The organism is Duganella levis, assembly GCF_009857605.1.
Lineage (GTDB): Bacteria > Pseudomonadota > Gammaproteobacteria > Burkholderiales > Burkholderiaceae_D > Rugamonas > Rugamonas levis.
Genome location: NZ_WWCT01000015.1, coordinates 78,731 through 104,326, shown reverse-complemented (window position 1 = coordinate 104,326; position 25,596 = coordinate 78,731). Strand labels below are relative to the sequence as shown.

General features: G+C 63.3%; 20 protein-coding genes. 8 read left to right on the top strand and 12 right to left on the bottom strand.

What is annotated here, in order from left to right:
- Positions 1-54 precede the first annotated feature (54 nt).
- The 5 genes from GTP69_RS18360 (at position 55) to GTP69_RS18340 (ending at position 7,392) form a co-directional block, all read left to right on the top strand.
- A complete protein-coding gene (locus GTP69_RS18360; protein WP_161056214.1) occupies positions 55-3,447 on the top strand; it encodes a hybrid sensor histidine kinase/response regulator in 3,393 nt (1,130 codons plus the stop codon).
- Complete coding sequence (locus GTP69_RS18355) at positions 3,431-4,333, top strand: response regulator transcription factor (RefSeq protein WP_161056213.1); 903 nt, start codon at positions 3,431-3,433, stop codon at positions 4,331-4,333. The genes GTP69_RS18360 and GTP69_RS18355 overlap by 17 nt, the downstream gene beginning before the upstream one ends.
- A 259-nt stretch (positions 4,334-4,592) precedes the next feature.
- Positions 4,593-5,210, top strand: a complete 618-nt coding sequence (locus GTP69_RS18350; RefSeq protein ID WP_161056212.1) for a hypothetical protein — start codon at positions 4,593-4,595, stop codon at positions 5,208-5,210.
- Positions 5,211-5,285: 75 nt separating this feature from the next.
- The gene (locus tag GTP69_RS18345; protein WP_161056211.1) at positions 5,286-6,569 is read left to right on the top strand and encodes a DUF445 domain-containing protein; all 1,284 of its coding nucleotides are present in this window, start codon (positions 5,286-5,288) and stop codon (positions 6,567-6,569) included.
- Positions 6,570-6,591: 22 nt separating this feature from the next.
- Positions 6,592-7,392 (top strand): substrate-binding periplasmic protein, encoded by an 801-nt coding sequence (locus GTP69_RS18340; RefSeq protein ID WP_161056210.1) that lies wholly within the window; start codon positions 6,592-6,594, stop codon positions 7,390-7,392.
- Here GTP69_RS18340 and urtE read toward each other — a convergent pair.
- From urtE to GTP69_RS18310, 6 genes are read right to left on the bottom strand one after another with little or no spacing between them, the layout of a single operon-like run.
- Positions 7,389-8,087, bottom strand: a complete 699-nt coding sequence (gene urtE / locus GTP69_RS18335; RefSeq protein ID WP_161056209.1) for an urea ABC transporter ATP-binding subunit UrtE — start codon at positions 8,085-8,087, stop codon at positions 7,389-7,391. The genes GTP69_RS18340 and urtE overlap by 4 nt on opposite strands.
- A gap of 4 nt (positions 8,088-8,091) precedes the next feature.
- Complete coding sequence (urtD, locus tag GTP69_RS18330) at positions 8,092-8,883, bottom strand: urea ABC transporter ATP-binding protein UrtD (RefSeq protein ID WP_161056208.1); 792 nt, start codon at positions 8,881-8,883, stop codon at positions 8,092-8,094.
- Complete coding sequence (urtC, locus tag GTP69_RS18325) at positions 8,880-9,953, bottom strand: urea ABC transporter permease subunit UrtC (RefSeq protein WP_110849707.1); 1,074 nt, start codon at positions 9,951-9,953, stop codon at positions 8,880-8,882. Before urtC ends, urtD begins: the two co-directional genes overlap by 4 nt.
- Positions 9,950-11,521, bottom strand: coding sequence for an urea ABC transporter permease subunit UrtB (gene urtB, locus GTP69_RS18320; RefSeq protein WP_161056207.1), 1,572 nt, complete (start codon positions 11,519-11,521; stop codon positions 9,950-9,952). Before urtB ends, urtC begins: the two co-directional genes overlap by 4 nt.
- 53 nt (positions 11,522-11,574) lie before the next feature.
- Positions 11,575-12,831 (bottom strand): urea ABC transporter substrate-binding protein, encoded by a 1,257-nt coding sequence (gene urtA, locus GTP69_RS18315; protein WP_161056206.1) that lies wholly within the window; start codon positions 12,829-12,831, stop codon positions 11,575-11,577.
- 22 nt (positions 12,832-12,853) lie between these two features.
- The gene (locus tag GTP69_RS18310; RefSeq protein WP_229261033.1) at positions 12,854-13,966 is read right to left on the bottom strand and encodes a porin; all 1,113 of its coding nucleotides are present in this window, start codon (positions 13,964-13,966) and stop codon (positions 12,854-12,856) included.
- Positions 13,967-14,119: 153 nt separating this feature from the next.
- Between GTP69_RS18310 and GTP69_RS18305 the strand changes: the two genes are divergently transcribed.
- The 3 genes from GTP69_RS18305 to GTP69_RS18295 all read left to right on the top strand — a co-directional run bounded on the left by GTP69_RS18305 (position 14,120) and on the right by GTP69_RS18295 (position 15,975).
- The gene (locus tag GTP69_RS18305) at positions 14,120-14,347 is read left to right on the top strand and encodes a hypothetical protein (RefSeq protein ID WP_161056205.1); all 228 of its coding nucleotides are present in this window, start codon (positions 14,120-14,122) and stop codon (positions 14,345-14,347) included.
- A 73-nt stretch (positions 14,348-14,420) separates the two neighbouring features.
- Positions 14,421-15,497 carry a DNA topoisomerase IB gene (locus GTP69_RS18300; RefSeq protein ID WP_161056204.1) on the top strand — a complete coding sequence of 359 codons (1,077 nt, stop codon included), beginning with the start codon at positions 14,421-14,423 and terminating at the stop codon, positions 15,495-15,497.
- A 52-nt stretch (positions 15,498-15,549) separates the two neighbouring features.
- Positions 15,550-15,975 (top strand): hypothetical protein, encoded by a 426-nt coding sequence (locus GTP69_RS18295; protein ID WP_161056203.1) that lies wholly within the window; start codon positions 15,550-15,552, stop codon positions 15,973-15,975.
- Here the strand turns inward: GTP69_RS18295 and GTP69_RS18290 are convergent.
- From GTP69_RS18290 to smc, 6 genes are read right to left on the bottom strand one after another with little or no spacing between them, the layout of a single operon-like run.
- A complete protein-coding gene (locus GTP69_RS18290; RefSeq protein WP_161056202.1) occupies positions 15,972-17,030 on the bottom strand; it encodes an AI-2E family transporter in 1,059 nt (352 codons plus the stop codon). The genes GTP69_RS18295 and GTP69_RS18290 overlap by 4 nt on opposite strands.
- A gap of 11 nt (positions 17,031-17,041) precedes the next feature.
- Complete coding sequence (gene def, locus GTP69_RS18285) at positions 17,042-17,578, bottom strand: peptide deformylase (protein WP_161056201.1); 537 nt, start codon at positions 17,576-17,578, stop codon at positions 17,042-17,044.
- Positions 17,575-18,474: a UTP--glucose-1-phosphate uridylyltransferase GalU gene (gene galU / locus GTP69_RS18280; RefSeq protein WP_161056200.1), complete on the bottom strand. Its 900-nt coding sequence runs from the start codon at positions 18,472-18,474 to the stop codon at positions 17,575-17,577. The genes def and galU overlap by 4 nt, the downstream gene beginning before the upstream one ends.
- A 1-nt stretch (position 18,475) precedes the next feature.
- Complete coding sequence (gene ligA / locus GTP69_RS18275) at positions 18,476-20,815, bottom strand: NAD-dependent DNA ligase LigA (protein ID WP_161056199.1); 2,340 nt, start codon at positions 20,813-20,815, stop codon at positions 18,476-18,478.
- 12 nt (positions 20,816-20,827) lie between these two features.
- Positions 20,828-22,015 (bottom strand): cell division protein ZipA C-terminal FtsZ-binding domain-containing protein, encoded by a 1,188-nt coding sequence (locus GTP69_RS18270; protein WP_161056198.1) that lies wholly within the window; start codon positions 22,013-22,015, stop codon positions 20,828-20,830.
- A complete protein-coding gene (smc, locus tag GTP69_RS18265; RefSeq protein ID WP_161056197.1) occupies positions 22,012-25,539 on the bottom strand; it encodes a chromosome segregation protein SMC in 3,528 nt (1,175 codons plus the stop codon). Before smc ends, GTP69_RS18270 begins: the two co-directional genes overlap by 4 nt.
- Between the last annotated feature and the right edge of the window lie 57 nt (positions 25,540-25,596).

The following is a 25,596-nucleotide window of genomic DNA, read 5'->3' as shown; positions in this document are numbered from 1 at the left end:
GCCGACGGCACGTTTCTTGCTTAAAAAACAGCTAGTCCACTAGCTGCTTTTTTTATGACCACCACACAGCGCATCGTCAAAATCCGCCGCGATTACAACACCTGGGTGGCCAACGAAACCATCGAGGATTATGCGCTGCGCTTCACGCCGCGCGCATTCCGCAAGTGGTCGGTGTTCCGCGTCTCGAATACGGCCTTCGGCGCCATCTCCTTCCTGGTGCTGGAGGCGATCGGCGGCACCATCAGCGTCAACTACGGTTTCATTAATGCGCTGTGGGCCATCATGGCGGTCGGCCTGATCATCTTCCTGACCGGCCTGCCGATCAGCTATTACGCCGCGCGCTACGGCGTCGACATGGACTTGCTGACGCGCGGCGCCGGCTTCGGCTATATCGGCTCGACCATTTCGTCGTTCGTCTACGCCTCGTTCACCTTCATCCTGTTTGCGCTGGAAGCGGCCATCATGGCCTATGCGCTCGAGCTGTATTTCCACATGCCGCTGTGGCTGGGCTATATGGTCAGCGCGCTGGCGGTGATTCCGCTGGTGACGCACGGCGTGACGCTGATCAGCCGCATCCAGATGCTGACGCAGCCCGTATGGCTGGTGCTGATGGCCCTGCCCTTCATCGCCATCTGGCTCAAGCGCCCGGAAATGCCGGCCGAACTGCTGCACTATGCCGGCCGCGATGGCGCCAACGGCCAGTTCAATGTGCTGATGTTCGGCGCGGCGACGGCGGTCGGCGTGGCGCTGATCACGCAGATCGGCGAGCAGGTCGACTTCCTGCGCTTCATGCCGCAGCAGACCCGCGAGAACCGACTGCGCTGGCATCTCGGCGTGCTGGTGGCCGGTCCCGGCTGGATCGTGCTGGGCATCGCCAAGATGCTGGGCGGCGCACTACTGGCGTATCTGGCCATCAGCGTGGCGGTGCCGCTGGAGCAGGCCGTCAATCCGACTCATATGTACCTGGTCGGCTTCGGGCTGGTGTTCTCGCAGCCGCAGGCGGCGCTGGCGGCAACCGCGCTGCTGGTGGTGGTGTCGCAGGTGAAGATCAATATGACCAACGCCTATGCCGGCTCGCTGGCGTGGTCCAACTTCTTCGCGCGGCTGACACACAGTCATCCGGGCCGCGTGGTGTGGGCCGTGTTCAACGCGCTGATCGCCGTGCTGCTGATGGAGCTGGACGTATTCCAGGCGCTGGACCAGGTGCTGGGGCTGTACTCCAACATCGCCATCTCGTGGATCACGGCGGTGGTGGCGGATCTGGTGATCAACAAGCCGCTGGGCCTCAGTCCGAAAGGCATCGAGTTCCGCCGCGCCTACCTGTACGACATCAACCCGGTCGGCGTCGGCGCCATGCTGCTGGCGTCGGCCCTGTCGATCGCCGCGTTCATGGGATTGTTCGGCCAGCAGGCGCACGCCTTCTCGGCCTTCATCGCGCTGCTGACGGCCTTCGTGGCGTCGCCGCTGATCGCCATCGCCACGCGCGGCAAGTACTACATGGCGCGCCAGCCGGAACACATCCACAGCAAGACCTGCGTGATCTGCGAAAAGGAGTACGAGGCCGAAGACATGGCGCACTGCCCTGCCTACCAAGGTTCGATCTGCTCGCTGTGCTGCTGCCTGGACGCGCGCTGCAACGACACCTGCAAGCCGCATGCGCGCGTCGCCGTGCAGTGGCAGGAAGCGATGCGCGCGCTGCTGCCGCAATCGCTATGGCGCTACCTGAGCAGCGGCCTGGGACACTACCTACTGCTGATGATCGTCACCGTGCTGTCGCTCGGCGCGCTGCTTGGGCTGATCTACTATCATGAGCAGTCGGTGCTGCCACCCGGCTCCGAGGCGCTGCTGCCGCAACTGCGGCTGGTGTTCTTCAAGATTTTTGCGGCGCTGCTGCTGGTCAGCGGCATCGTCGCCTGGTGGCTGGTGCTGACCAGCGAGAGCCGCCGCGTGGCGCAGGAAGAATCGAACCGCCAGACCGGTTTGCTGACGCGCGAGATCGAGCTGCACCAACAGACCGACGCCCAGCTGCAACAGGCCAAGCAGGCCGCCGACCTGGCGAACCAGGCCAAGAGCCGCTACATCGCCGGCATCAGCCACGAGATCCGCACGCCACTCAATTCCATCCTCGGCTACGCCCAGCTGCTGGACAACGATCCCTCCATTCCCGCGCACCGGCAGCAGGCGGTGCGCGTGATCCGCAACAGCGGCGAGCATCTGCTGTCGCTGATCGAAGGCACGCTGGATATCGCCCGCATTGAGGGCGGCAAATTCAACTTCGACATGAAGGAGCTGGACTTCCCGGACTTCATCGGCCAGGTGGTGCGCATGTTCGAACTACAGGCGGCCAACAAGGGCCTGAGCTTCCGCTACGAGCTGACCGGCGTGCTCCCGGCCTGCGTGCGCGCCGACCGCAAGCGACTCGGCCAGATCCTGATCAACATCCTCGGCAACGCGGTCAAGTTCACCAGCCATGGCGGCATCTTCATGCGCCTGCAATACGCGCGCGAGATGGCGTCGGTGGAAATCGAGGACAGCGGTCCCGGTATCCTGCAAGAAGAGATAGACCATATCTTTGAACCGTTCTCGCGCGGCAGCGCCAGTGCGCAGGCCAACGCCAGCGGCACCGGCCTTGGCCTGCCGATCGCGCGCATGCTGACGCAGTTGATGGGCGGCGAACTGAAAGTCCGCACCACGCCGCAAGGCAGCACCTTCCAGGTGCGGCTGTTCCTGCCCAGCGTGCACGTGCCGTCCGGCCGCGCCACGCGCGACGCGCTGCTGGCCGGCGAGGCGCGGCAACGCAGCGGCTATCGCGGCCCGCGCCGCCGCATCCTGGTAGTCGACAATGAGAACGTGGACCGCGAACTGCTGCACAACATCCTGCAACCACTGGGCTTTGAAGTGGCGCAGGCCGCATCGGGACTGGAGTGCCTGGACCTGTACGCCAGCTTCCAGCCGGACCTGATCCTGATGGATCTTGCCATGCCTGGCATGGATGGATGGGAAGCCAGCTACATCCTGCGCCGCAAGCAAATGTCGGCGGTGCCGATCGCCATCGTCTCGGCCAACGCCTTCGACAAGGGCATGGACAATCCGGCCGGCATCCGCGCCGAGGACTTCTTCATCAAGCCGGTCAACGTGAGCGAGCTGCTGGACTGGATCGGCGCGCGCCTGTCGCTGGAGTGGATCATGCAGGCGCCGGCTGAACCGGTCGCACCGGCCGCGCCGCCGCTGCTGGTGTTCCCGCCGGCCGCCGTCATGACGTCGCTGCGCGAGCTGATACGCATCGGCTACGTGCGTGGCATCCAGAACAAGCTGGATGAAATCGGCGCGCTCGATCCGCGCTACCAGCACTTCACGCAAACCATGCGCAACTTTGCCGCCCGCTTCCAGCTGGATGCGATGGCGGACTTTGTCAGAGAGAACAACAACGATGAACTTCAACACTGACGCCGGCCTTGTGCTGGTGGTGGACGACGTCCCGGAGAATCTGGCGGTACTGCACGACGCGCTGGACGAATCGGGCTTCACGGTGCTGGTGGCGAACAACGGCGAGGCGGCGCTGCTGCGCGCCGCCGAAGCGCAGCCGCACATCATCCTGCTGGACGCCATCATGCCGGGCATGGACGGCTTTGAAACCTGCCGCCAGCTGAAAGCCAATCTGGCCACGCGCCACATTCCGGTGATTTTCATGACCGGGCTGACCGAAGCCGAACACGTGGTCACCGCGTTTGCCGCCGGCGGCAACGACTACGTCACCAAGCCGCTGCGCACCAGCGAGGTACTGGCGCGCATCGCCGCCCACATGCAGACCGCAAGGCTGGTCGACCAGGCCCGCAGCGCGCTGGACGCCTTCGGCAACGCCGTCATCGCCATGACGCCGCGCGACGGCAAAGTGGTCTGGCAAACACCGCTGGCGCGCACGCTGATGCAGGGTTATATGGTCGACGCCGAACTGCCGGCGTGGTTGCAAGCGACGCAACTGGCGCATAGCCAGGGCTTATCGCATCCGCCATTAACGCTGGCGCGCGGCGCGCGGCGCCTGATCTTCTCGGCGGCGGAGTTCAGCGAGAACGAACAGTGGATGATCGTGCTGCGCGAGGAATCCGACACCGCGCAAATCGAAAAGCTGATGGCGTCCTTCAAACTGACGCAGCGCGAATCGGAAGTGCTCAACTGGGTCATCAAGGGCAAGACCAACCGCGACATCGGCGACATCCTCGGCACCAGCCCGCGCACCATCAACAAACACCTGGAACACGTCTTCGTCAAACTCGGCGTCGAAACCCGCACCTCCGCCGCCTCCGTGGCGCTGGCAAGAATAGAACGCTCCTGAAGAAGACGAGACGCCGATACGCCAACCGGTTGGCTCGCTGCACGCTGGGGACTTGCCAAGGAGGCGTCATTTTTGGTCGCTTTACTAAAATTGCCTAAACCGTACTAGCTGATAGTAGCCACTACTATTTAGTGCTAAAGGACCGTTTGGGGAACTAAAAGCCGTGCCGGCACTCTAACTTTAGTAAGTGTTAGAGCGCTCTCGCACCGCATAGCAGGAGCTAGCAGCTTTTAGTAAAACCCCTTTTTAGGAGCCCCCCATGTCTACCCTTCAATTCCCCACACGCCTGCCCGCTGACCTGCTGGTGGAACTGGGCGAACTCACCGGCATTCGCTGGAACAGCTGGGAACTGGAACCCATCATCTGCGACGCCATCCGCCGCTACATGCATCCTCCGGCCGCCCCCGCGCAGGAGCAGACCAGCACCACCAGCGGCGCCGGCTATCAATGGAAACAGGTTTATCTGCCGGATGGCACCCGGCTGCGTGCTAGCTTTGGCGGGCAACCCCACTTCGCCACCGTCACCGGCACCGAGATCAAATCCGGCGATCTGACACTCACGCCCTCGGGCTTCGCCAACCTGTACGGTAGCGGCAACCGCAATGCATGGAAAGCCGTCTGGCTACGCTTTCCCGGTAATGAGCAGTGGGTGCTGGCCGACGTCTGCCGGGCGAAGCAAAAAGCCGCTATAGCGCGCCTGTTCGCCGGCGCCGATTATGTCGCCGCAGAGCCGCCGGCCGCCGCCAGCCGGTCCGCCCGGCCGAGCGCGCAGCGCGTCGCCGTCGCGGCCACACAAGGCCGCAAACAAGGCCGCAAACAAGGCAAAGCAAAAAAACATGGCAGGCGTGGCGCCCGCCCGGCCGGGTCAACCGCGTAAAACAGCCACGCTAGCGCCGCTACGGGGCATCTTTGGCATACACTGCCCTGATGATCGACTCAGGGGTGGCGGAACATGACCAAGGAAGAAGAACTGAAACGCTCCAAGCGGCTGGCGCTGTCGCTGCTGGCCGCAGCGGCGGCGGTATTTGTCATCACCTCGCTGATGCCGCGCGGCTTGTGGACCGACGGCCTGCGCGCCGTCTCCGAGGCGGCCATGGTCGGCGCGCTGGCCGACTGGTTCGCCGTGGTGGCGCTGTTCCGCAAGGTGCCGATTCCGTTCATCTCGCGCCACACCGCCATCATCCCCAATAACAAGGAGCGCATCGCAGACAACCTGGCCGGCTTCGTCGAAGACAAATTCCTCAAGCCGGAATCGCTGGCGGCCGTGATCCTGAAGACCGATCCCGCCACCAGCGTCGCCGAATGGCTGAAGGAACCGGCCAACCGCAACTACCTCGCCAGCCACCTGCTGCAACTGCTGCCCGAAATCCTGGCTACTGTGGACGATGCCCGCATCCAGCAACTGCTGCGCGACGCCCTGAACTCCGCCATCGGCAAGCTGGATATGTCGCGTTCATTAGGCTCGCTGCTGGCCACGCTGACCAAGGACGGCCGCCACCAGGAACTGCTGGACGACGGCATGGTGGCGCTGATGGGCGTCATCAACCGCCCCACCACGCGCGACGTCATCGCCGGCCAGATCGCCGCCTGGCTGAAACGCGAACACGCCGCCATGGAACTGGTGCTGCCGACCGAATGGATCAGCGAGAACGGCGCGGCGATGATCGCCAAGGCACTCAATAATCTGATGCTCGACATCGCCGCCGACCACGATCACAAGCTGCGCCTCAAGTTCGACGACATGGTGCAGCGCTTCCTGGTGCGGCTGGAATCTGATCCCGCCTTCATCGCCCGCGGCGAAGACTTCAAGCGCTACCTGCGCGACGGCGACACTTTCAATAACTACATCGCTGACCTGTGGGGCAGCGTGCGTGACTGGATCAAGGCCGATATCGCCGGCGGCGAATCGAAGCTGAACGACGGCGTGATCCAGGCCAGCCAGTGGCTCAGCGAAGAACTGCTGCGCCATCCCGGCATGCGCGCCTCGCTCAACCAGCACATGGCCGGTATGGCGCGCACGCTGGCGCCGGCCTTCTCCAGCTTCCTCACGCGCCACATCAGCGACACCGTCAAAGCCTGGGACAACCAGGACATGTCGCGCCAGATCGAACTCAATATCGGCAAGGACCTGCAATTCATCCGCGTCAACGGCACGCTGGTGGGCGGCATGATCGGCCTGCTGTTATATACAAGTGCCCAGATCATGGAATGGGCAGGAAGTTATCTCCATCCCTGACTATCATGTTAGGATGGCCTACATGAAATTCTGGCTAACCTCGTTGATCTCTGTGCTATGCGCGAGTGCGCAGGCGGCCGACATTCCGGTCACGATCTACGCCGACGCCGGCTATCCTCCCTACGCCTACGAAAAAAACGGCAAGCCCGCCGGCCTGTATTACGACATCGTGCGCGCCGCTGTCGGCCACATGCAGGGCTACAAAGTCGAAATCCAGCCCGTGCCCTGGAAGCGCGGCATGGCGCTGCTGCGCACCGGCACCGGCTTCGCCCTCTACCCGCCCTATATGAACACCAAGGACGAACCGTGGACCTGGCCGTATTCGCTGCCGCTGTATGAAGAACACGTGGTGGCCGTCTGCCGCAAGGACGTTCTGGCGGCCAAGCCGCGCAAGCGCTGGCCGGAGGATTTCTATGGTCTCACCATCGGCAACAACGCCGGCTTCATCGTCGGCGGCGAAGCGTTCGACCAGGCCGTCCGCGCCCGCCAGCTGCGCGTGGAAGAAGCCAAGGACAGCGAGACCAACATCGTCAAGCTGGGATTGAAGCGCATCGACTGCTACATCAACGACCGCCTGTCGATCCAGTGGACGCTCAACCAGCTCAAGGCCCAGGGCAAATATGATGAAGGCGGCATGCACGCCAGCGTCGCCGAAGCGGCGGTGATCGCGGTCAAGCAAGGCTTCCTTGGCTTCACCGACCGTGACAACGGCAAGTACACCTACAAGAACGACTTCGTCAAACAGTTCGACAACGCCATCTCACTAATGAAGCACACGGGTGAAATGGATGCCATCACCCGCAATTTCTTCAAGACGCATTAAACCGCGAGATGGCGCTTGACCTCCGGGTCGTTCATCACTGACTGCGCGCCGGACGCCACCACCTCGCCGCGCGACAGCACCATGAACTGGTCCGCCAGCTCGTGCGCGAAATCGAAGTACTGCTCGCACAGCAGGATCGCCATATCGCCGCGCTGGCGCAGCAGGCGGATCACGTTGCCGATGTCCTTGATGATCGACGGCTGGATGCCCTCAGTCGGCTCGTCGAGAATGATCAGTTTCGGCTCCGCCAGCAGCGCGCGCGCGATCGCCAGCTGCTGCTGCTGGCCGCCGGACAGGTCGCCGCCGCGCCGGTGCAGCATCTCCTTCAGCACCGGGAACAGTTCATATACCTCGCCCTTGATGGTGTGCGCCTTCTTGCCGCTGTGGGTGGCGAGGCCCATCAGCAGGTTTTCCTCCACCGTCAGCCGGGCGAAGATCTCGCGGCCCTGCGGCACGTAGGCGATGCCGGCCCGCGCGCGCTGGTGCGGCGCCAGTTTGGTGATATCGCGTCCCTCCAGTTTCACGCTGCCGGCCGACACCGGCAGCACGCCCATCAGACACTTGAGCAGCGTGGTCTTGCCGACGCCATTACGGCCCAGCAGCGCCATGCACTTGCCCTTTTCCAGCTCCAGCGACACACCGCGCAAGGTATGCGAGGAACCGTAGTACTGGTTGATTTTTTCTACTTGCAGCATAGCGTCAGCGTCCCAGATAGACTTCAATCACACGTTCATCGGCCTGCACTTCTTCCATGCGGCCCTGCGCCAGCACCGCGCCTTCATGCAGCACCGTCACCACGCCCTGCTGCGCGATCTCGGTCACGAAGGCCATGTCATGCTCGACCACCACGATGGAATGCTTGCCCCGCAATTCGTTCAGCAGCTCCGCCGTGCGCGCCGTTTCGGCGTCCGACATGCCGGCCACCGGTTCGTCCAGCAAAATCAGCTGCGGCTCCTGCATCTGCAGCATGCCGATCTCCAGCCACTGCTTCTGACCGTGCGACAGCAGCCCGGCCAGGCGCTGCTCACTGCCGTTCAGGCGTATCAGCTTGAGGATCTCGTCGATCTTGCCGCGCTGGTCCGACGAAAGCCGCGCGAACAGCGTTGGCCGCACACGCTTGTCCAGCTTCATGGCCAGCTCCAGGTTCTCGAACACCGTGTGCTGCTCGAACACCGTCGGCCGCTGGAACTTGCGGCCAATGCCGGCATGCGCGATCTGGTGCTCGCTCATGCGGCTCAGGTCCATGGTCTGGCCGAAGTAGGCAGTGCCGGAGGTCGGCCGCGTCTTCCCGGTGATGACGTCCATCATGGTGGTCTTGCCGGCGCCATTCGGGCCGATAATGCAGCGCAGCTCACCGACCGAAATATCCAGGCTCAGTTTATTGAGCGCGCGGAAGCCGTCGAACACCACGCTAATCTCTTCCAGGTACAGGATCGCGCCGTGCGTCGTATCCAGCCCTTGCTGCGCAATACGCGCATCGTTCAAAGTCATGCCTGCTCCTTGCGTACCAGCCCGGCCAGCCCGCGCGGCAGATAGCGCGTCACCAGGATAAAGATCAAGCCCAATGCAAACAGCCACAGATCCGGAAAGGCGCCGGTGAACCAGCTTTTCAGGCCATTCACCGAAAACGCGCCGATGATGGGGCCGAGCAGCGTGCCCCGCCCGCCGACCGCCGCCCAGATCACCATCTCGATCGAATTCGCCGGCGACATCTCGGACGGATTGATGATGCCCACCTGCGGCACGTACAGCGCGCCGGCGATCCCGCACAGCACCGCCGACAGCGTCCACACAAAGAGCTTGAACCACAGCGGGTTATAACCAATGAACATCAGCCGCGACTCCGAATCGCGCACCGCCTGCAGCACGCGTCCCAGCTTGGAGGTGACGATCCAGCGGCACAGCAGCAGCGCGCCAAGCAGCACCGCCAGCGTCACCAGGTACAGCGTGGCCTTGGTGCCCGGCGCGCTGATCGAATAGCCGAGAATGCGCTTGAAGTCCGTGAAGCCGTTGTTGCCGCCAAAGCCGGTGTTATTACGGAAGAACAGCAGCATGAAGGCATACGTCATGGCCTGCGTGATGATCGAGAAGTACACACCCTTGATGCGCGAGCGGAAGGCGAAGAAGCCGAACACGAAGGCCAGCACGCCCGGCACCAGCACCACCAGCGCCAGCGATACCCAGAAGCTGTCGGTGCCGCTCCAGAACCATGGATAGGTTTTCCAGTCCAAAAATACCATGAAGTCCGGCAGGTCGCTCTGGTACACGCCTTCGCGGCCGATGGCGCGCATCAGGTACATGCCGTGCGCATAAGCCCCCAGCGCAAAGAACACACCGTGGCCCAGCGACAGGATGCCGGCATAGCCCCACACCATGTCCAGCGCCAGCGCCGCCAGTGCGTAGCACATGAATTTGCCGATCAGGCTTACCAGGTAGCTCGGCACATGCAGCGCATGGCCGTCGGCGAAGAAGAGATTCAGCAGCGGCAGCGCCGCCAGCACCACGGTACAGGCGACGATGCCGGTCCACGCTCGGCGCGAAAATAATGAGGGATGATTCATTCAGCGCTCCTTCCTTTCATGGCGAACAGCCCTTGCGGACGCTTCTGGATAAAGATGATGATGAATACCAGGATGGCGATCTTGGCCAGCACCGCACCCGCCACCGGCTCCAGGAACTTGTTCGCTTCACCCAGTCCCAGCGCGGCGATCACCGTGCCGGCCAGCTGGCCGACACCGCCCAGCACCACCACCATGAAGGAATCGACGATGTAGCCCTGGCCCAGGTCCGGCCCCACGTTCCCCAGTTGCGACAGCGCCACGCCACCCAGGCCGGCGATGCCGGAACCCAGGCCGAAAGTCATCATGTCGATCTTGGCGGTAGAGACGCCGACGCAGCCGGCCATGCGGCGGTTCTGCATCACGGCGCGGACGAACAGGCCGAGACGCGTCTTGTTCAGGATCAGCCACACACCGGCCACCACCAGCGCGGCGAAGACGATGATGGCGATGCGGTTGTAGGCCAGCACCAGCGATCCGAGCACGGTCACGCCGCCGGACATCCAGGCCGGATTGGCCACTTCAACGTTCTGCGCGCCGAAGATGGTGCGCACCGCCTGCATCAATATCAGGCTGATGCCCCAGGTGGCCAGCAGCGTTTCCAGCGGGCGGCCGTAGAGCCAGCGGATCACCGTGCGCTCAAGCACAATGCCGACCAGCGCGGTGACGATGAAGGCGGCCGGCAGCGCGGCGGCCAGATACCAGTCCAGCGCATCCGGCGCCCAGCGGCGGAAGGCCAGCTGGCACAGGTAGGTGGTGTAGGCGCCGATCATCAGCAGTTCGCCGTGCGCCATGTTGATGATGCCCATCAGGCCAAAGGTGATGGCCAGGCCCAGCGCCGCCAGCAACAGCACGCTGCCCAGCGAGACGCCGTAAAACAGATTGCCGACAAATTCGGTGCGCGCCAGGCGGCTGTCCAGCGCCTGCAGCGTATGGGCGGCGGCGATGCGCACGCTTTGGTCGGGGTCACTGGCCAGCATGGCTTGCAGCGCGGGGCGCAGGTTGGCATTGCTGCTGTCGGCCAGCGCCTCCACGGCGGCCTTGCGCCTGGCGGCTTGCGGAGATTGCAGGTTGGCCGTGGCGGCGACCAGGCGCAGTAGCTCGCGGATCCCGGCGTCCTGCTCTTTCGCCAGCGCTTTCTCGATCAATGGCGCTTGCGCCAGCGTGGTGCTCTTTTGCAGTTCGGTGACGGCGGCCAGGCGTTGCGCGCGGTCAGGCGAGAACATCTTCAGCGCCGACAGCGCCTCTTCGACGGCGCCGCGCAAACGGTTGTTGATCATGATGCCGTCCAGGCCTTCGGGCAGCGCGGTGGTGGCGCCGGTAGCCGGGTTGTAGGCTTTGTCGTCGGCGACGATATACAGCTTGCCGTCCGGCGTGGTGTAGACGTCGCCGTTTTGCAGCGCCGTCAGCAGCCGCGTGGCGTCGTCGGTGGCGAGTGCGCCGATGGTGGCGATGGCGGCGACGCGCGCGTCGGCATCGTCACCGGCCAATGGCGCCAGCACGGCGGGATCGATCGCCGCGCGCGCAAGGCCCGCGCACAGCAGGCAGGCAAGAAGCAGGAGTTTTTTCAAGATGCGTAGTCCTCAGGTGAAGCAGCCCCGCGCAACTGCGCGGGGCATATCGGTTACAGCTTCTGCTTGCCCTCGTTACCCGGAATGTACGGGCTCCAAGGATTGGCGCGCACCGGACCTGGCGTTTTCCACACCACGTTGAACTGGCCGTCCGGACGAATCTCGCCAATGAACACCGGCTTGTGCAGATGATGGTTGGTCGCATCCATGGTCAGCGTAAAGCCGTCCGGCGCCTTGTAGGTCTGGCCGGCCATCGCCGCGATCACCTTGTCGGTGTCGGTCGACTTGGCCTTCTCCACCGCCTGCGCCCACATGTGAATGCCGACATAAGTCGCTTCCATCGGATCGTTGGTCACCACCGTGCCGGCATTCGGCAGCTTCTTGGCGACCGCATACGCCTTCCACTTCTTGATGAACTCCGCATTCACCGGATTTTTGATCGACTCGAAGTAGTTCCACGCCGCCAGGTGGCCCACCAGCGGCTTGGTGTCGACGCCGCGCAGCTCTTCTTCGCCAACCGAGAACGCCACCACTGGCACGTCGGTCGCCTTCAGGCCGGCGTTGCCCAGCTCTTTGTAGAACGGCACATTGGAGTCGCCGTTAATGGTCGAAATCACCGCCGTCTTGCCGCCCGCCGAAAACTTCTTGATGTTGGCGACGATGGTCTGGTAATCCGAATGGCCGAAAGGCGTGTACACCTCATCGATATCGCTATCCTTCACGCCTTTGCTCTTCAGGAAAGCGCGCAGGATCTTGTTGGTGGTGCGTGGATACACGTAGTCGGTCCCCAGCAGCACGAAGCGCTTGGCGCCGCCGCCGTCCTTGCTCATCAGGTACTCGACCGCAGGAATCGCCTGCTGGTTCGGCGCCGCGCCGGTGTAGAACACATTCTTCTCCAGTTCCTCGCCCTCGTACTGCACCGGGTAGAACAGCAGGCTATTGAGCTCCTTGAACACCGGCAGCACCGACTTGCGCGACACCGAGGTCCAGCAGCCGAACACCACCGACACCTTGTCCTGCGCGATCAGGCCACGCGCCTTTTCCGCAAACAGCGGCCAGTTCGAGGCCGGATCGACCACCACCGCTTCCAGCTTCTTGCCCATCACGCCACCCTTGGCGTTGATTTCATCGATGGTCATCAGCGCCACGTCCTTCAGCGACGTCTCCGAAATGGCCATGGTGCCGGACAGCGAATGCAGGATGCCGATCTTGATGGTGTCCGCAGCGTAGGCCTGCGTGCCGGCCGCCAGCAAGGCGGTAGCGGCGGCGATGCGGCTCAAGGTGCCGATAAAATGACGACGATTTTGCATAGCTAAACTCCGTGGTGGTTAATCAGTATTGAAGTTGTAGCGCGATCTGGAACTTGTCCTGGTCGGCCACGCTGGTGATCTTGGTCTTCGAGTACACGGCGCTGACCTGCGCGTTGTAGCCGTCGATGATGTAGTTGACGCCGGCGTCATACTGCCTAGTGTCGATGTTGGTGTCGGCGGCGAACTTCTGCCAGCGCACGAAGGGCTGGAACTTGCCCCAGCCGACCTTCTGCTCGAAGATGTAGGAAGCGCCGGCGGAATACGCCTTGCCCTGTTCGGCCTTGATGATGTCGTCGGTGTCGTAGTTGTACCAGGCCGCCTCGATGGCGAAGGCGCCGGCGCCCTTGATGCGCTTCTCCAGCAGGAAGTCGACGTTGTAGGAGCTGTACTTGCCGACCGCGCCGGCAGTCAGGATGCCGTCCTTCTGATAGCGGCCCGCCACGCCGATGGCGAGGATGTCGGCGCCGCCGAGGTAATTGCCGGTGCCGTAGTAGCCCGGTTCCGCGTCCCAGAAGTCGTACTGCACGCGGCCCGCATACATCAGCGAATCATCGGCCTTGATGCCTGCGGCCTTGGCCTGCGACTGCGTCAGCGAACCGATGCCGAAGGTGTGGCCCTCGAAAGCGCCGAACGAGTAGCCCAGGCGTCCGCCGTCGCCGGCATTGCCCCACACGACCACGCCGTCGTCGCGGCCCCGGAAGATGCCGCCGTTGTAGCCGTAGCGCGAGGCCACGCCAGCCCAGTAGCCGCCGCCCAGCGAGTAGTAAGGACCGGCCATGTTGGCGCGGTCGGACGGCGACAGCAGGCGGCCGGCCCAGATATTGAGTTCAGGCGAAATGGCGAACTGCCCGGCCGCATCCAGCACGCGGATCTTGTCGCCATCCCACTCGGTGTTGAACATGCCCTTGATGTTCTTGTTCAGCGAAGCGCCGAAGAACAGGCGGCCGCTGTCCAGATTAAAGTCGCTGGAACGGCCGCCATCCGGCGCGCCGTTGTCCGCGCTGGTGTAGCTCTCGCGCAGGCCGAAACCGACCGTGACCGACTTGTCGTCGCCCATATTGATCGTCGCCCCGGCCCAGGCATTGCCCACCGCCGCCGCAGCCAGTGCCGCCAGCAGCTTCTTGTTCACCCCCATCTTGCTCTCCCCGTTCGGTTTTGGATGAGACAAGATTAACTAGCCGACAATCTTCAAGGAATACGTTGAATGACGTAGTGGCGCAGCCGCGACGCAGCCCAGGCATATCACAGTCGTGGCACAATAGCGGCTTGATTTTTCGGGAAGACCATCATGACCATATTCGCCGCCTCCGTATTCGACGCCACCGTAATCTACGAAGGCAATGAACTATTCAAGGGCCAGGGCGCCGCCAAGGGCTGGGCTGAAAAGCTGGCCAAGGAACTGGAATGCGAGATCGGCGTCGAGAAGATCGGCACCGGCTGGGTATTGACCGGCACCGTCGACGGCGAGGCCTGTAAGTGGAGCATCGTCGGCCAGCGCCTGAAGCGCATGGACTAATCGTGCGCCAGCGCACATCGTAGCGCCGGACAGCCGGGTACGATGCATCGTATTCAGGCCACCAAGGATAGCGATGAAGCGCGATGACATTCCAGCCGCCGACCTGGCGCCAGCGGACGCTGCCCGCGCCGCCGGCCTGCGCTACGTGCACGACGGCCAGCCGGGCATCCTGCGCAAGGCGCGCGGCAAACAGTTCCGCTATCTCGACAGCGACGGCAACGCCGTCACCGACGACGATACGCTGGCCCGCATCAAGTCACTGGTGATTCCACCGGCGTGGGCCGACGTCTGGATTTGCAAGCAGCCGCTGGGCCACCTGCAGGCCACCGGCCGCGATGCGCGCGGCCGCAAGCAGTACCGCTATCACCCGCGCTGGCGCACGCACCGCGACGACGCCAAATATGAACGCATGCTCAGCTTCGGCAAAGCTCTGCCATCGGTCCGCAGCGCCGTCGATGAAGCCTTGCGCAAGCCTGGCCTGCCGCGCGAGAAGGTACTGGCCACCATCGTCTACCTGCTGGAAGCGACGCTGATGCGGATCGGGAACGAGGAGTACGCGCGCGAGAATAAATCCTTCGGCCTGACCACGCTGCGCGATCGTCATGTGCGGCTGGATGGCAGCAAGGTGCAGTTCCGCTTTCGCGGCAAGAGCGGCGTGCATCACGCGCTGGAAGTGCAGGACCGGCGCCTGGCCAACATCATCCGCAAGATACGCGACCTGCCGGGCCAGGAACTGTTCCAGTACGAGGACGACGACGGCAATCCGCACGCCATCGGCTCGGCCGACGTCAACGACTACCTGCACGCCATCACCGGCGCCGACTACACCGCCAAGGACTTCCGCACCTGGGCCGGTACCGTGCTGGCGGCGGTAGCGTTGAAGGAGTATGAAAAATACGACTCCGAAGCGCAGGCCAAGAAGAACGTGGTGCAGGCGATTGAATCCGTGTCCAAAAAACTCGGCAATACGCCGACCATCTGCCGCAAGTGCTATGTGCATCCGGCGGTGATCGAGTCCTACCTCGACGGCAGCATGCTGACCGCCCTGCGCCGCCGCGCGCAACAGGAACTCAAGGAAGACCTGCATGCGCTGCGGCCCGAGGAAGCGGCAGTCCTCGCGCTGCTGCAACAGCGGCTGAAAGCTGGCTGACAAGGCCGGGCGGGCGGAGTAGAATCAGTCTCCCCTGTCCGCGAGTCGCCTCATGTCCCGTGCCCTGCCCTTCCTCATCCGTAAAGAGTGCCCGCCCGGCGCCTGCGTGTGCGGGCGCGATGACTTGCTGGAAGCCTGGGAACGGGCGCCGGAAGACGCCGACATCCGCGTGCTTCAGCTCACGCGCGACGAGGAAAAGAAGCTGGTCGCGGCCATCGAAAATCTCGCCACGTATGAAGACCTGGGCCGCATCAAGCGCCGCCTGGACGAACTGCTGGGTATCACGCTGACCATCACGCCGTCGGTACGCGGCGTCAGCACGGTAATGGGCCTGTCGATCAAACTGGCCGAGAAACCGGGCCTGTGCCGCAAAACGCACGAAGCCCTGCCGGCCGCCCTGCGCCGCTGCTTCCGCAACAAGCCGGACATCATCTACGCCCTGCTGAATGCGCGCGACCTGCTGGGCGAAGACGATTAGTCAGTATGGAATTCGCTGGCGTTGACGAATAAATCCCACGCCGCGATGAACAGCGCCGCCACCACCGGACCGATGACAAAGCCATTCAGGCCAAACAGCGCCATGCCGCCCACGGTGGACAGCAGCACCACGTAGTCAGGCATCTTGGTGTCCTGTCCCACCAGCACCGGGCGCAGGAAGTTGTCCACCAGGCCAATCACGAACACGCCGAAGACAGCCAGCGTGATGCCCTGCCACACCGAGCCCGTCGCCAGGAAGTACACCGCCACCGGCGCCCAGACAATGGCCGCACCCACCGCCGGCAGCAGCGACAGGAAAGCCATCAACACGCCCCACAGCACCGGCGCGTTCACGCCCAGGAACCAGAAGATCAGGCCACCCAGGGCGCCCTGCGCGATGGCGACCAGGATATTGCCCTTGACCGTGGCGCGTATCACCGTGGTGAAGTTCTGGAACAACCGCTGCTTGTACTTGCGGCTCAGCGGCACCGCCTCGCGGATGCGTTTCGCCAGCTTGTCGCCATCGCGCAGCAGGAAGAACAGCAGGTACAGCATGATGCACAAGCCGGTCAGGAAATCGAAGGTGTACAGGCCCGCATTGATGGCGCGCGTGGCCACTTCCTTGCTCACTTGCGACGCCGCCTCGGTGAGCTTGGCCTGCAAATATTCCAGGCTGGTCAGATGGAAGCGGTCCAGCAGCGACACCAGCCAGTCCGGCAGCGCCGCCACGAGCTTATTGAAGAACATGGCGACCGTGATTTCACCCGACTGCACCATCTGCACCACCGATGCGGCCTGGTTGACGATCGAGACCGACACCAGTGTCAGTGGCAGAATCACGATCACCACGATCAGCGACAGCGTCAGCATCGCGGCCAGGCCGGCCCTGTTGCGGGTGCGCTGCAGCAGCCAGCGGTAGATCGGCGCGAACAGGATGGCCAGCACCACACCCCAGAAAATGGCGCCGCCATACGGCGCGAGTATCCAGCCGAAGCCGATGGTGACTAAGGCCAGCAGGGCGAGGAAGACTTTTTGTTGGAATGAGAACTGGGGCATCTGCGGCGCGCTCAATCGTCGTCGTTAGGATCGAGATCGGGGAACATCACTTCGGTAAAGCCGAACTTGGAGAAGTCCTTGATGTGCATCGGGTACAGCTTGCCCAGCAGGTGATCCACTTCGTGCTGCACCACGCGCGCGTGGAAGCCGTCGACGTCGCGCTTGATCGGCTGATTGTGTTCATCCACGCCCTCGTAACGCAGTTTGACGTAGCGCGGCACGCTGCCGCGCAGGCCAGGCACCGACAGGCAGCCTTCAAAGCCCTCTTCCATCTCGTCCGACAGCGGCGTGAGGATTGGATTGATTAATACCGTTTCCGGCACCTGCGGCGCATCGGGATAGCGCGCGTTCTGCTTGAAGCCGAAGATCACCAGTTGCAGGTTGACGCCGATCTGCGGCGCCGCCAGCCCGGCGCCATTGGCCGCGTGCATGGTGTCGAACATATCGGCGATCAGTTCTTTCATCGCCGGCGTATCGAATTCGGTGACCGGTTCGGCCACGCGCAGCAGGCGCGGATCGCCCATCTTCAGGATTTCTCGTACCGTCATGATGCTTCTCCCTTGATATCGCACTGTATCTGGCGCAGGAACTCGCAGTATTCGTCGCCCGTTTCTAGGTGCTTGAGGCCCATCGCGGTGGTGGCCTTCAGGTAGCCCAGCTTGGAGCCGCAATCGTAGCGCGTGCCGTCGTAGCGATAGGCCAGCACACGCTCGTCCTTCATCAGCGCGGCGATGCCGTCGGTCAGCTGGATCTCGCCGCCGGCGCCCTTGCCGATGTTTTCCAGGTAGCTGAAGATACGGCCCGTCAGCACATAGCGCCCGACCACCGCCAGCGTCGACGGCGCCACTTCCGGCATCGGCTTTTCGACGATGCCATGCACCTGTTCCAGCTTGGGCTGATAAGCGCTGGCGCTAACGATGCCGTACTGGCGCGTTGCCGCGCGCGGCACATCCTGCACCGCCAGAATGCTGGCGCGCTCGGTTTCATACACGTCGGTCATCTGCGCCAGCACCGGCTTGACGCCGTCGGCGGTGTCCATGAAGTCATCCGCCAGCAGCACGGCAAACGGCTCGTCGCCCACTACAGGCCGCGCGCACAGCACCGCGTGGCCGAGGCCCAGCGGCGCCGACTGGCGGATGTAGATGCAGTTGATATGCTTGGGGATGACGTTCTGCACCAGGTCCAGCAAAACGCGCTTGTTGGCCGCTTCCAGCTCGGCCTCCAGCTCATAGGCGGTGTCGAAATGGTCTTCGATGGCGCGCTTGTTACGGCCGGTGATGAACACCATCTCCGTGATGCCCGCCGCTACCGCCTCTTCCACCGCGTACTGAATCAGCGGCTTGTCGACGATGGGCAGCATCTCTTTCGGCTGGGCCTTGGTGGCAGGGAGAAAACGGCTACCGAGACCGGCAACCGGGAAAACTGCTTTTCTTATTTTGGTCATGTTATTTTTGTGCGAGGAGTTCGAGCAGGCCGGCTTCATCCAAAATGGTGACTTCCAGCTCTTGTGCTTTGGCCAGCTTGCTGCCGGCATCTGCACCGGCAACCAGATAGTGTGTTTTTTTCGAGACCGAACCGGATATCTTGCCGCCTTCCGCTTCAATCAGCGCGGCGGCCTGGTCGCGGCCCATATTCGGCAAGGTGCCTGTCAATACAAAGGTTTTGCCGGTCAGGTGGCCTTCAGCGGCCACGGTTTCCGGCAGCTGCGCCAGCAGGTCGTAGCGCAGCAGGTGCAGCGCCTTGACTTGCGCGCGGTTGGCGGGCTCCGACATCCACGCTTCCAGCGCATCCGACACCGCAGCCGGCAGGCCGAAGACGTTGAACACCTGCAGATAGGCCAGGGCTTCCAGCGTCACGCCTTCTTCCACCAGCTGCTTGCTGCGCGGTTCCGTCAATTTAGGAATCGCCAGCGCCGCCATCAACTTGACCATGTCGAGCTTCTCGCGCAGCTTGCCGCTTGGCGGATGCTCGTCTTTCGGCGCCACACCGGCGGCCAGCAAGGCGTCGATGGCTTCCTGATTTTTCTCTTCGGCGAAGAAGTCGGCGATCGACTCGGCCACGGTGCCGCCGATATCCGGCAGCACGCGCAACAGCGCAGCCGGTACGCGGCGGACCAGGTCAAAGCGGCCCAGCCACTCGGCCAGCGTCTTGGCGGTGGATTCGCCGACGTGGCGGATGCCCAGCGCGAACAGCAGGCGCTCCAGCGGCGGGTTCTTGCTGGCGGCGATGGCTTCCAGCAGATTGTCCGCCCACTTGGTGGCGATCTTGCCCTTGGCGACCGTCTCCGGCGTCGTGCCGTCACGTTCGTCGGCGAGGCGCTTCATTTCCAGCAGGTCTTCCAGCTTCAGCGAATACAGGTCGGCCACGCGCTGCACCTTCCCCCATTCGACCAGGCTGTCGATGTAGCGGTCGCCCAGGCCTTCGATGTCCATCATGCGGCGGCCGGCGAAGTGACGTATGGCTTCCTTGCGCTGCGCGGAGCAGAACAGGCCACCGGAGCAGCGCGCAATCGCCTCGCCCTCTTCGCGCACCACGTGCGAGCCGCATACGGGGCAGGTTTTTGGCAGCACGTATTGCGCCGGTTCCGGCGTTGGACGACGCTCCAGCACCACCGCCAGCACTTCCGGAATCACGTCGCCGGCGCGCCGCACGATGACGGTGTCGCCAACGCGCACGTCCTTGCGGCGCACTTCATCTTCATTGTGCAGCGTGGCGTTGGTGACGTTGACGCCACCAACGAACACGGACGCCAGCCGCGCCACCGGAGTAATCGCGCCGGTGCGGCCAACCTGCACTTCAATCGCCTGGACGATGGTCAGCGCTTCTTCAGCCGGGAACTTGTGCGCCAGCGCGAAACGCGGCGCGCGCGAGACGAAGCCCAGCGTGCGCTGGTCAGCCAGCAGGTTGGCCTTGTAGACCACACCGTCGATCTCGTACGGCATGGTCGGGCGGGCGTCGCCGATCTGCTTGTAGTACGCCATCAGGCCATCGTAGCCGCGCACCAGCGAGGCTTCCTTGGCCACCGGCAGGCCAAGCTGGCGATACCAGTCCAGCAGCGCGGAATGCGACAGCGGCATCTCGGCGCCTTCCAGCGCGCCGACGCCATAGGCGAAGAAACTCAGCTTGCGCGAAGCGGTGATGCGCGAATCCAGCTGGCGCAGGCTGCCCGCCGCAGCGTTGCGCGGATTGGCGAATTCCTTCTGTTCCGCTTCGCGCTGACGCGCATTCAATGCTTCGAAATCGCGCTTGAACATCAGCACTTCGCCGCGCACATCGAGGATGGCGGGCGGGTTGTCGGTCTTAAGGCGCAAGGGAATGCTGCGGATGGTGCGGATATTGGCGGTGACATCTTCGCCGGTATAGCCGTCGCCGCGCGTGGCCGCCTGCACCAGCAGGCCGTCGATGTAGCGCAGGTTGATGGCCAGGCCGTCGTACTTTACTTCGGCGGCATATTCCACCAGCGCTGCCGTATCCAGGCCTTCGCGCACGCGGCGATCGAAGTTCTCGATATCCTCTTCAGTGAAGCCGTTATTCAGCGACAGCATCGGCACCGTATGCGTGACCTGGTCAAACTGCGGCAGCGGCGCCGCGCCTACGCGCTTGGTCGGTGAGTCGGGCAGCGCCAGCTCTGGGTGTTCTTCTTCCAGCTTTTGCAGCGCGATAAACAGCTTGTCGTACTCCGCGTCCGGGATGGTGGGCGCGTCTTCCACATGATAGGCGTGCAAATGCCGGTTCAGCTCCGCGCTGAGTTGCTCGATGCGCGTTTTAAAATCTACTTCCGTCATTACCTAACCTTCTTAGCTGAACAAACGCATCGCGCGGGTGGAACCGGCCGGAATATCCGCATCGTTCATCTCGGCGTAGAAATCCTGCACCTGGCCGGCGATCTCGGTCAGCGCCGCATCCGACAGCGGCTGGTTGTAATCGTCAACGATAGTGCCGTCCAGGCGCGCCATCAAGCCCTTGGCGCAAGCGACCATGGCGCCGAAGCCGTCGCGCGCCGGCGCCACGCATGGCACGTCCAGCAGCAACGTCAGACGCGCAGTGGTTTCCTCGGCCGGCGTCACATTGGTCGACAGCGAGAACAGGAAGCCGCCCTCACCGTCCGGCATCACGAAGCGGCCATCCGGACGCAGGTCGAAGCCTTGCTTCTCCAGCGCGCCGATCAGCGTGTTGATGGCCCATGGCGCGCCGTTCGATTGCAGGTTGACGCCCAGCTGCGCGTCGTGGCCGGCGACAAAGCGGTGCAGATTGCGCGCCTCGGCCATCACTTCGATCATGTCGGGAATCTGCGGCTCGGCGCCGATTTCGTCGGCCATGGCGCGCAGGCGCGTCACCAGTTCCGAGTATTCCAGTTCGTTCAGCGCGGTGCTGCGGCTGGCCAGTTGCACGCCGCCTTGCAGTTCGGTGTAGACGCCGCCGTGGGCGACTGGCTCCCAGTCGCCGCTAACGGCCTTGCCGATGTAGTGCACCGGCTTGTTGCCGACCATGCGCAGGGTTTGCAGCACCGGCAGCAGCTTGTCGCCCCGCGCCGGGGCTTCCAGCGCCAGCGGCAGCAGGCAGTCGATCAGCGGATCGACCAAGGCGGTGGCCTGTTCCGCCGCCGCAGCCGATGCCGCGTTGGCGCGCGCCGCCAGTTCCTCTTCGCTCACGGTCAGCAGTGCGCCATCGTCACTGGTGAAATCTGCAGCCAGCGCACCGAGTGCGGCGGCGGCAGCCGATGCTTCACCACCAGCGACGCCAGGCGCCGTGCCGTCGAGCGAGAAGCTCGGCTCCTGACGCGCATGCGGCGCGGCCGGCGTGGTTGATGTCGGCGCCAGCTGCGGTTCTTCGCCGCCGGTGCGCATCAGCACATCGTCATGGTCGGTCGAGAAAGCGCGTTCCACGCTTTTCTTGGCCTTGTATTCCTGGATTTTGTTGTACGTGAAGACGCCGGCGATAAACACGCCTGCGGCTGCGAGTAAACTGAGTTGGAGATCTGTCATGCTGCTTGTGCCTCGGAAGCGAAGTTTGCGGCGGATTCCATATCCACCGCCACGATGCGCGATACACCCTGCTCTTGCATCGTCACACCGATCAGTTGATTGGCCATCTCCATCGCAATCTTGTTGTGCGAGATGAAGAGGAATTGAGTATGTTCAGACATGCGCTTGACCATGCGGCAGAATCGTTCGGTATTGGCGTCGTCCAGTGGCGCGTCCACCTCGTCCAGCAGGCAGAATGGCGCGGGATTCAGGCGGAACATGGAGAACACCAGCGCGGTGGCGGTCAGCGCTTTCTCGCCACCGGACAGCAGGTGGATGGTGGCGTTCTTCTTGCCCGGCGGCTGCGCCATGACCTGCACGCCGGAGTCCAGGATTTCGTCGCCCGTCATAATCAGCTTGGCCTGGCCGCCGCCGAACAGGATCGGGAACAGTTCGGAGAAATGGCTGTTGACGCGGTCGAAGGTGTCTTGCAGCAGATCGCGGGTTTCCTTGTCGATCCGCGCAATCGCGTCTTCCAGCGTGTTGATCGCCTCCGTCAGATCCGCGTTCTGCGAATCGAGGAAGTTCTTCCGCTCGGACGCCGTCGCCAGCTCGTCCAGCGCCGCCAGGTTGACGGCGCCCAGCAGCGAAATGGCGTTGGTCAGACGGGTTACCTCGCCTTGCAGGTAGGACGCCTTCATATCGGGATGCAGCTTCTCGGACAGCGCCGCCTCATCGGCCTGCACCTCGGCCAATTGCGCGGCAAACTGTTCCTGGTTCAGGCGCGCGGCCTGCTCCTTCAGCTGCATTTCCATGATCTTGTCGCGCTGCGGTTGCAACGCGCGCTCGGTCGACATGCGGCCTTCCTCGAACAGGCGCAGTTGCTGCGCGATCTGATCGAGTTCGTGGCGCGCGTCGGAAAGCGCTTTCTCTTGCGTGGTGCGATGGTCCAGCAGATCCTGCAGGCCGTCGCTGGTTTCGCCGGACTCCAGTTCTTCCAGCTCCATGCGGCCGGACTCCAGGCTCTCCGTCACCTGCGCCACCTGCGCATTGGCGGTGGCGATATTGCGGCGGAATTCCTCGATCTTGCTGCGCTGAGTCTTCTCGGCGAACTGCACTTCCTGCGCCGAGCGTTCCAGATCGCGCAAGGCTTCGCGGGCATCGGCCAGGCGCTGCTCCTTCTGCATAAAGTCGGTCTGGCCGTCTTCGTGCGTGCCTTGCAGGTTGCCGAGTTCCATATCCAGCTGCTCGAACTTTTCTTCCGACTCCAGCTTGACCTGGGTGTGCTCTTCTTCCTGCGCGGTGATCTCGGCCAGATCGGTTTCGATCTGCGTGCTGCGCTGGTTGAAGCGCGCCTCCACCTCGGACAGCTTCATCACCTCCAGCTGCATCGTGTGCACCGACTGCTGCAGGCTTTGCAGCTTGGCGCGGTACTCGGTCAGGCGGCGCGTCAGGTCCGACACGGCCGCATCCGCGCGCACCGAGCGCGAACGCGCCTCGTCGGCCAGCATCTGCTGCGCGCGCAACTGCTTGGTGATGTTATCGATTTCCTGCTGGCGTCCCAGCATGCCATCCTGTTCAGAATCGGCGGCGTAGAAACGCACGCTGCCCTGCGTGATGACGTGGCCCTGGCGGGTAATGATGCTGGCGCCGGCCGGCAGCTTGCCGCGATCGCCAAACGCTTCCGCCGCGTCTTCGGCGAAGTAGACGTTGTGCAGCCAGTCCTGCAGCAAACCACGCAGGCCAGGGTCGTTCAACTTCAGCAGATTCAGGAAAGGCTTGAGGCCCGGCGCTTCCACCGGCGCCGGCGGCACGGCGGTGGACGGCGCAAACAGCGCCAGCTTGGCCGGCGGCGCATCACTGAAGAAAGCCTTGGCCCAGTCGATATTCGACATTTGCAGCGCCGAGGTGCGCTCGCGCAGCACCGATTCCAGCGCCTGTTCCCAGCCTGCTTCGATATTCAGTTTTTGCCATAAACGCGGCAGCGATTCCAGCTCGTGCTTTTGCAGCCACGGCGTGACCTTGCCCTGCGTTTGCACGCGCTCCTGCAACTGGCGCAGCGCATTCAGACGCGCTTCCAGCTGCGCGTTGGCGGCGGTTTCGGCGTTGACCTGCTGCTGCGCGTCCTGGCGTTCCTGCTCCAGCTTGGGCTGCTGCTCCAGCGCTTCTTCCAGCACGAAGTTCTGCTCTTCCAGCGCCTGCTGCTTTTCTTCCAGCTGCATGCGCAGGTTGGACAGGTGTGAGCTGTCCGGCAGGCTCAAACCGTTCTTCTCCTGCTGCAAACGCTCGCGCCGCACGGCCAGGCCGTTCAGGATGTTGTTGGCGTTGCGCTGGTGCGCGGACTCCAGCTCCAGCTGTTGCTGCGCCTGCATAATGCGGGCGCGCGACTCGGTGCTCAGTGTCTGCGCTTCTTTCCACGCCTGCTCCAGCATCGGCAGCGACTCGGCCTTTTGCTCGGCCATCATCTGCGACTCTTCCACCTTGGCGCCCAGTTCTTCCAGCGTGAATTCGGCTTCCGAAATCTGCTCGCCGTATTCGCTGGACTGGCGCTGCCACTGGTCGCGCTGCGCGGTCAGCGCCGCCAGCTGCGATTGCAGGCGGGTGCGCGATTCAAGCGCGAACTTGATCTTGGCTTCCAGGCTGCCGATTTCGGCGTTGGTCTGATACAGCGCGCCTTGCGCGGTGTGCAGGCGGTCGCCGGCCGCAAAATGCGACTGGCGCATCTGCTCCAGCGACAGTTCGACGTTGCGCAGCTTGGCGGTCTGCTCTTCCAGATCGTTTTGCGCCTGCTCCACTTCGCGGAAGTATTTTTTCTGCTCGTTCTCGGCTTCCACCTTGCGCAGCAGCCAAAGCAGCTTTTGTTTCTCTTCCTGGTCGGCTTGCAGCTGGTGGAACTTGGTCGCCACGGCGGCCTGGCCTTCCAGCTTCTCCAGGTTGGAATTCAGCTCGCGCAGGATGTCTTCCACCCGCAGCAGGTTTTCGCGCGTATCGTGCAGGCGGTTTTCGGTTTCGCGGCGGCGTTCCTTGTACTTCGAAACGCCGGCGGCTTCCTCCAGGAACACGCGCAGCTCTTCGGGGCGCGACTCGATAATCCGCGAGATCATGCCCTGGCCGATGATCGCATACGCGCGCGGACCGAGGCCAGTGCCGAGGAAGATGTCCTGGATGTCGCGCCGGCGCACCGGCTGGCCGTTGATGTAGTAAGTGGAGGTGCCGTCGCGCGTCAGCGTGCGCTTGACGGCGATTTCCGCATACTGGCCCCATTGGCCGGCGGCCTTGCCGGCGTGATTGTCGAACACCAGTTCCACCGACGAGCGGCCGGCCGGCTTGCGGTGGGTGGAGCCGTTGAAGATCACGTCCTGCATCGACTCGCCGCGCAATTCCGAGGCCTTCGATTCGCCCAGCACCCAGCGCACGGCATCGATGATGTTCGACTTGCCGCACCCGTTGGGACCAACCACGCCAACCAACTGACCCGGCACCTGGAAATTGGTGGGATCAACGAAAGACTTAAATCCCGACAATTTGATGGAAGATAGACGCACGTTGTTATCTGGTGTGTGGGCTGTAAAATTTCACAATAATACCATTTTGCGTATCAT

Excerpts from the sequence above, each read along its gene's own strand:
- GTP69_RS18290 (WP_161056202.1), bottom strand. The coding sequence starts at position 17,030 with ATGCCCCAGTTCTCATTCCAACAAAAAGTCTTCCTCGCCCTGCTGGCC.
- GTP69_RS18310 (WP_229261033.1), bottom strand. The coding sequence starts at position 13,966 with ATGGGGGTGAACAAGAAGCTGCTGGCGGCACTGGCTGCGGCGGCGGTG.
- GTP69_RS18340 (WP_161056210.1), top strand. The coding sequence starts at position 6,592 with ATGAAATTCTGGCTAACCTCGTTGATCTCTGTGCTATGCGCGAGTGCG.
- GTP69_RS18360 (WP_161056214.1), top strand. The coding sequence starts at position 55 with ATGACCACCACACAGCGCATCGTCAAAATCCGCCGCGATTACAACACC.
- GTP69_RS18355 (WP_161056213.1), top strand. The coding sequence starts at position 3,431 with ATGAACTTCAACACTGACGCCGGCCTTGTGCTGGTGGTGGACGACGTC.
- urtE (WP_161056209.1), bottom strand. The coding sequence starts at position 8,087 with ATGCTGCAAGTAGAAAAAATCAACCAGTACTACGGTTCCTCGCATACC.
- GTP69_RS18345 (WP_161056211.1), top strand. The coding sequence starts at position 5,286 with ATGACCAAGGAAGAAGAACTGAAACGCTCCAAGCGGCTGGCGCTGTCG.
- galU (WP_161056200.1), bottom strand. The coding sequence starts at position 18,474 with ATGACCAAAATAAGAAAAGCAGTTTTCCCGGTTGCCGGTCTCGGTAGC.
- ligA (WP_161056199.1), bottom strand. The coding sequence starts at position 20,815 with ATGACGGAAGTAGATTTTAAAACGCGCATCGAGCAACTCAGCGCGGAG.
- GTP69_RS18350 (WP_161056212.1), top strand. The coding sequence starts at position 4,593 with ATGTCTACCCTTCAATTCCCCACACGCCTGCCCGCTGACCTGCTGGTG.
- GTP69_RS18300 (WP_161056204.1), top strand. The coding sequence starts at position 14,421 with ATGAAGCGCGATGACATTCCAGCCGCCGACCTGGCGCCAGCGGACGCT.
- urtA (WP_161056206.1), bottom strand. The coding sequence starts at position 12,831 with ATGCAAAATCGTCGTCATTTTATCGGCACCTTGAGCCGCATCGCCGCC.
- urtD (WP_161056208.1), bottom strand. The coding sequence starts at position 8,883 with ATGACTTTGAACGATGCGCGTATTGCGCAGCAAGGGCTGGATACGACG.
- GTP69_RS18305 (WP_161056205.1), top strand. The coding sequence starts at position 14,120 with ATGACCATATTCGCCGCCTCCGTATTCGACGCCACCGTAATCTACGAA.
- GTP69_RS18295 (WP_161056203.1), top strand. The coding sequence starts at position 15,550 with ATGTCCCGTGCCCTGCCCTTCCTCATCCGTAAAGAGTGCCCGCCCGGC.
- def (WP_161056201.1), bottom strand. The coding sequence starts at position 17,578 with ATGACGGTACGAGAAATCCTGAAGATGGGCGATCCGCGCCTGCTGCGC.
- GTP69_RS18270 (WP_161056198.1), bottom strand. The coding sequence starts at position 22,015 with ATGACAGATCTCCAACTCAGTTTACTCGCAGCCGCAGGCGTGTTTATC.
- urtC (WP_110849707.1), bottom strand. The coding sequence starts at position 9,953 with ATGAATCATCCCTCATTATTTTCGCGCCGAGCGTGGACCGGCATCGTC.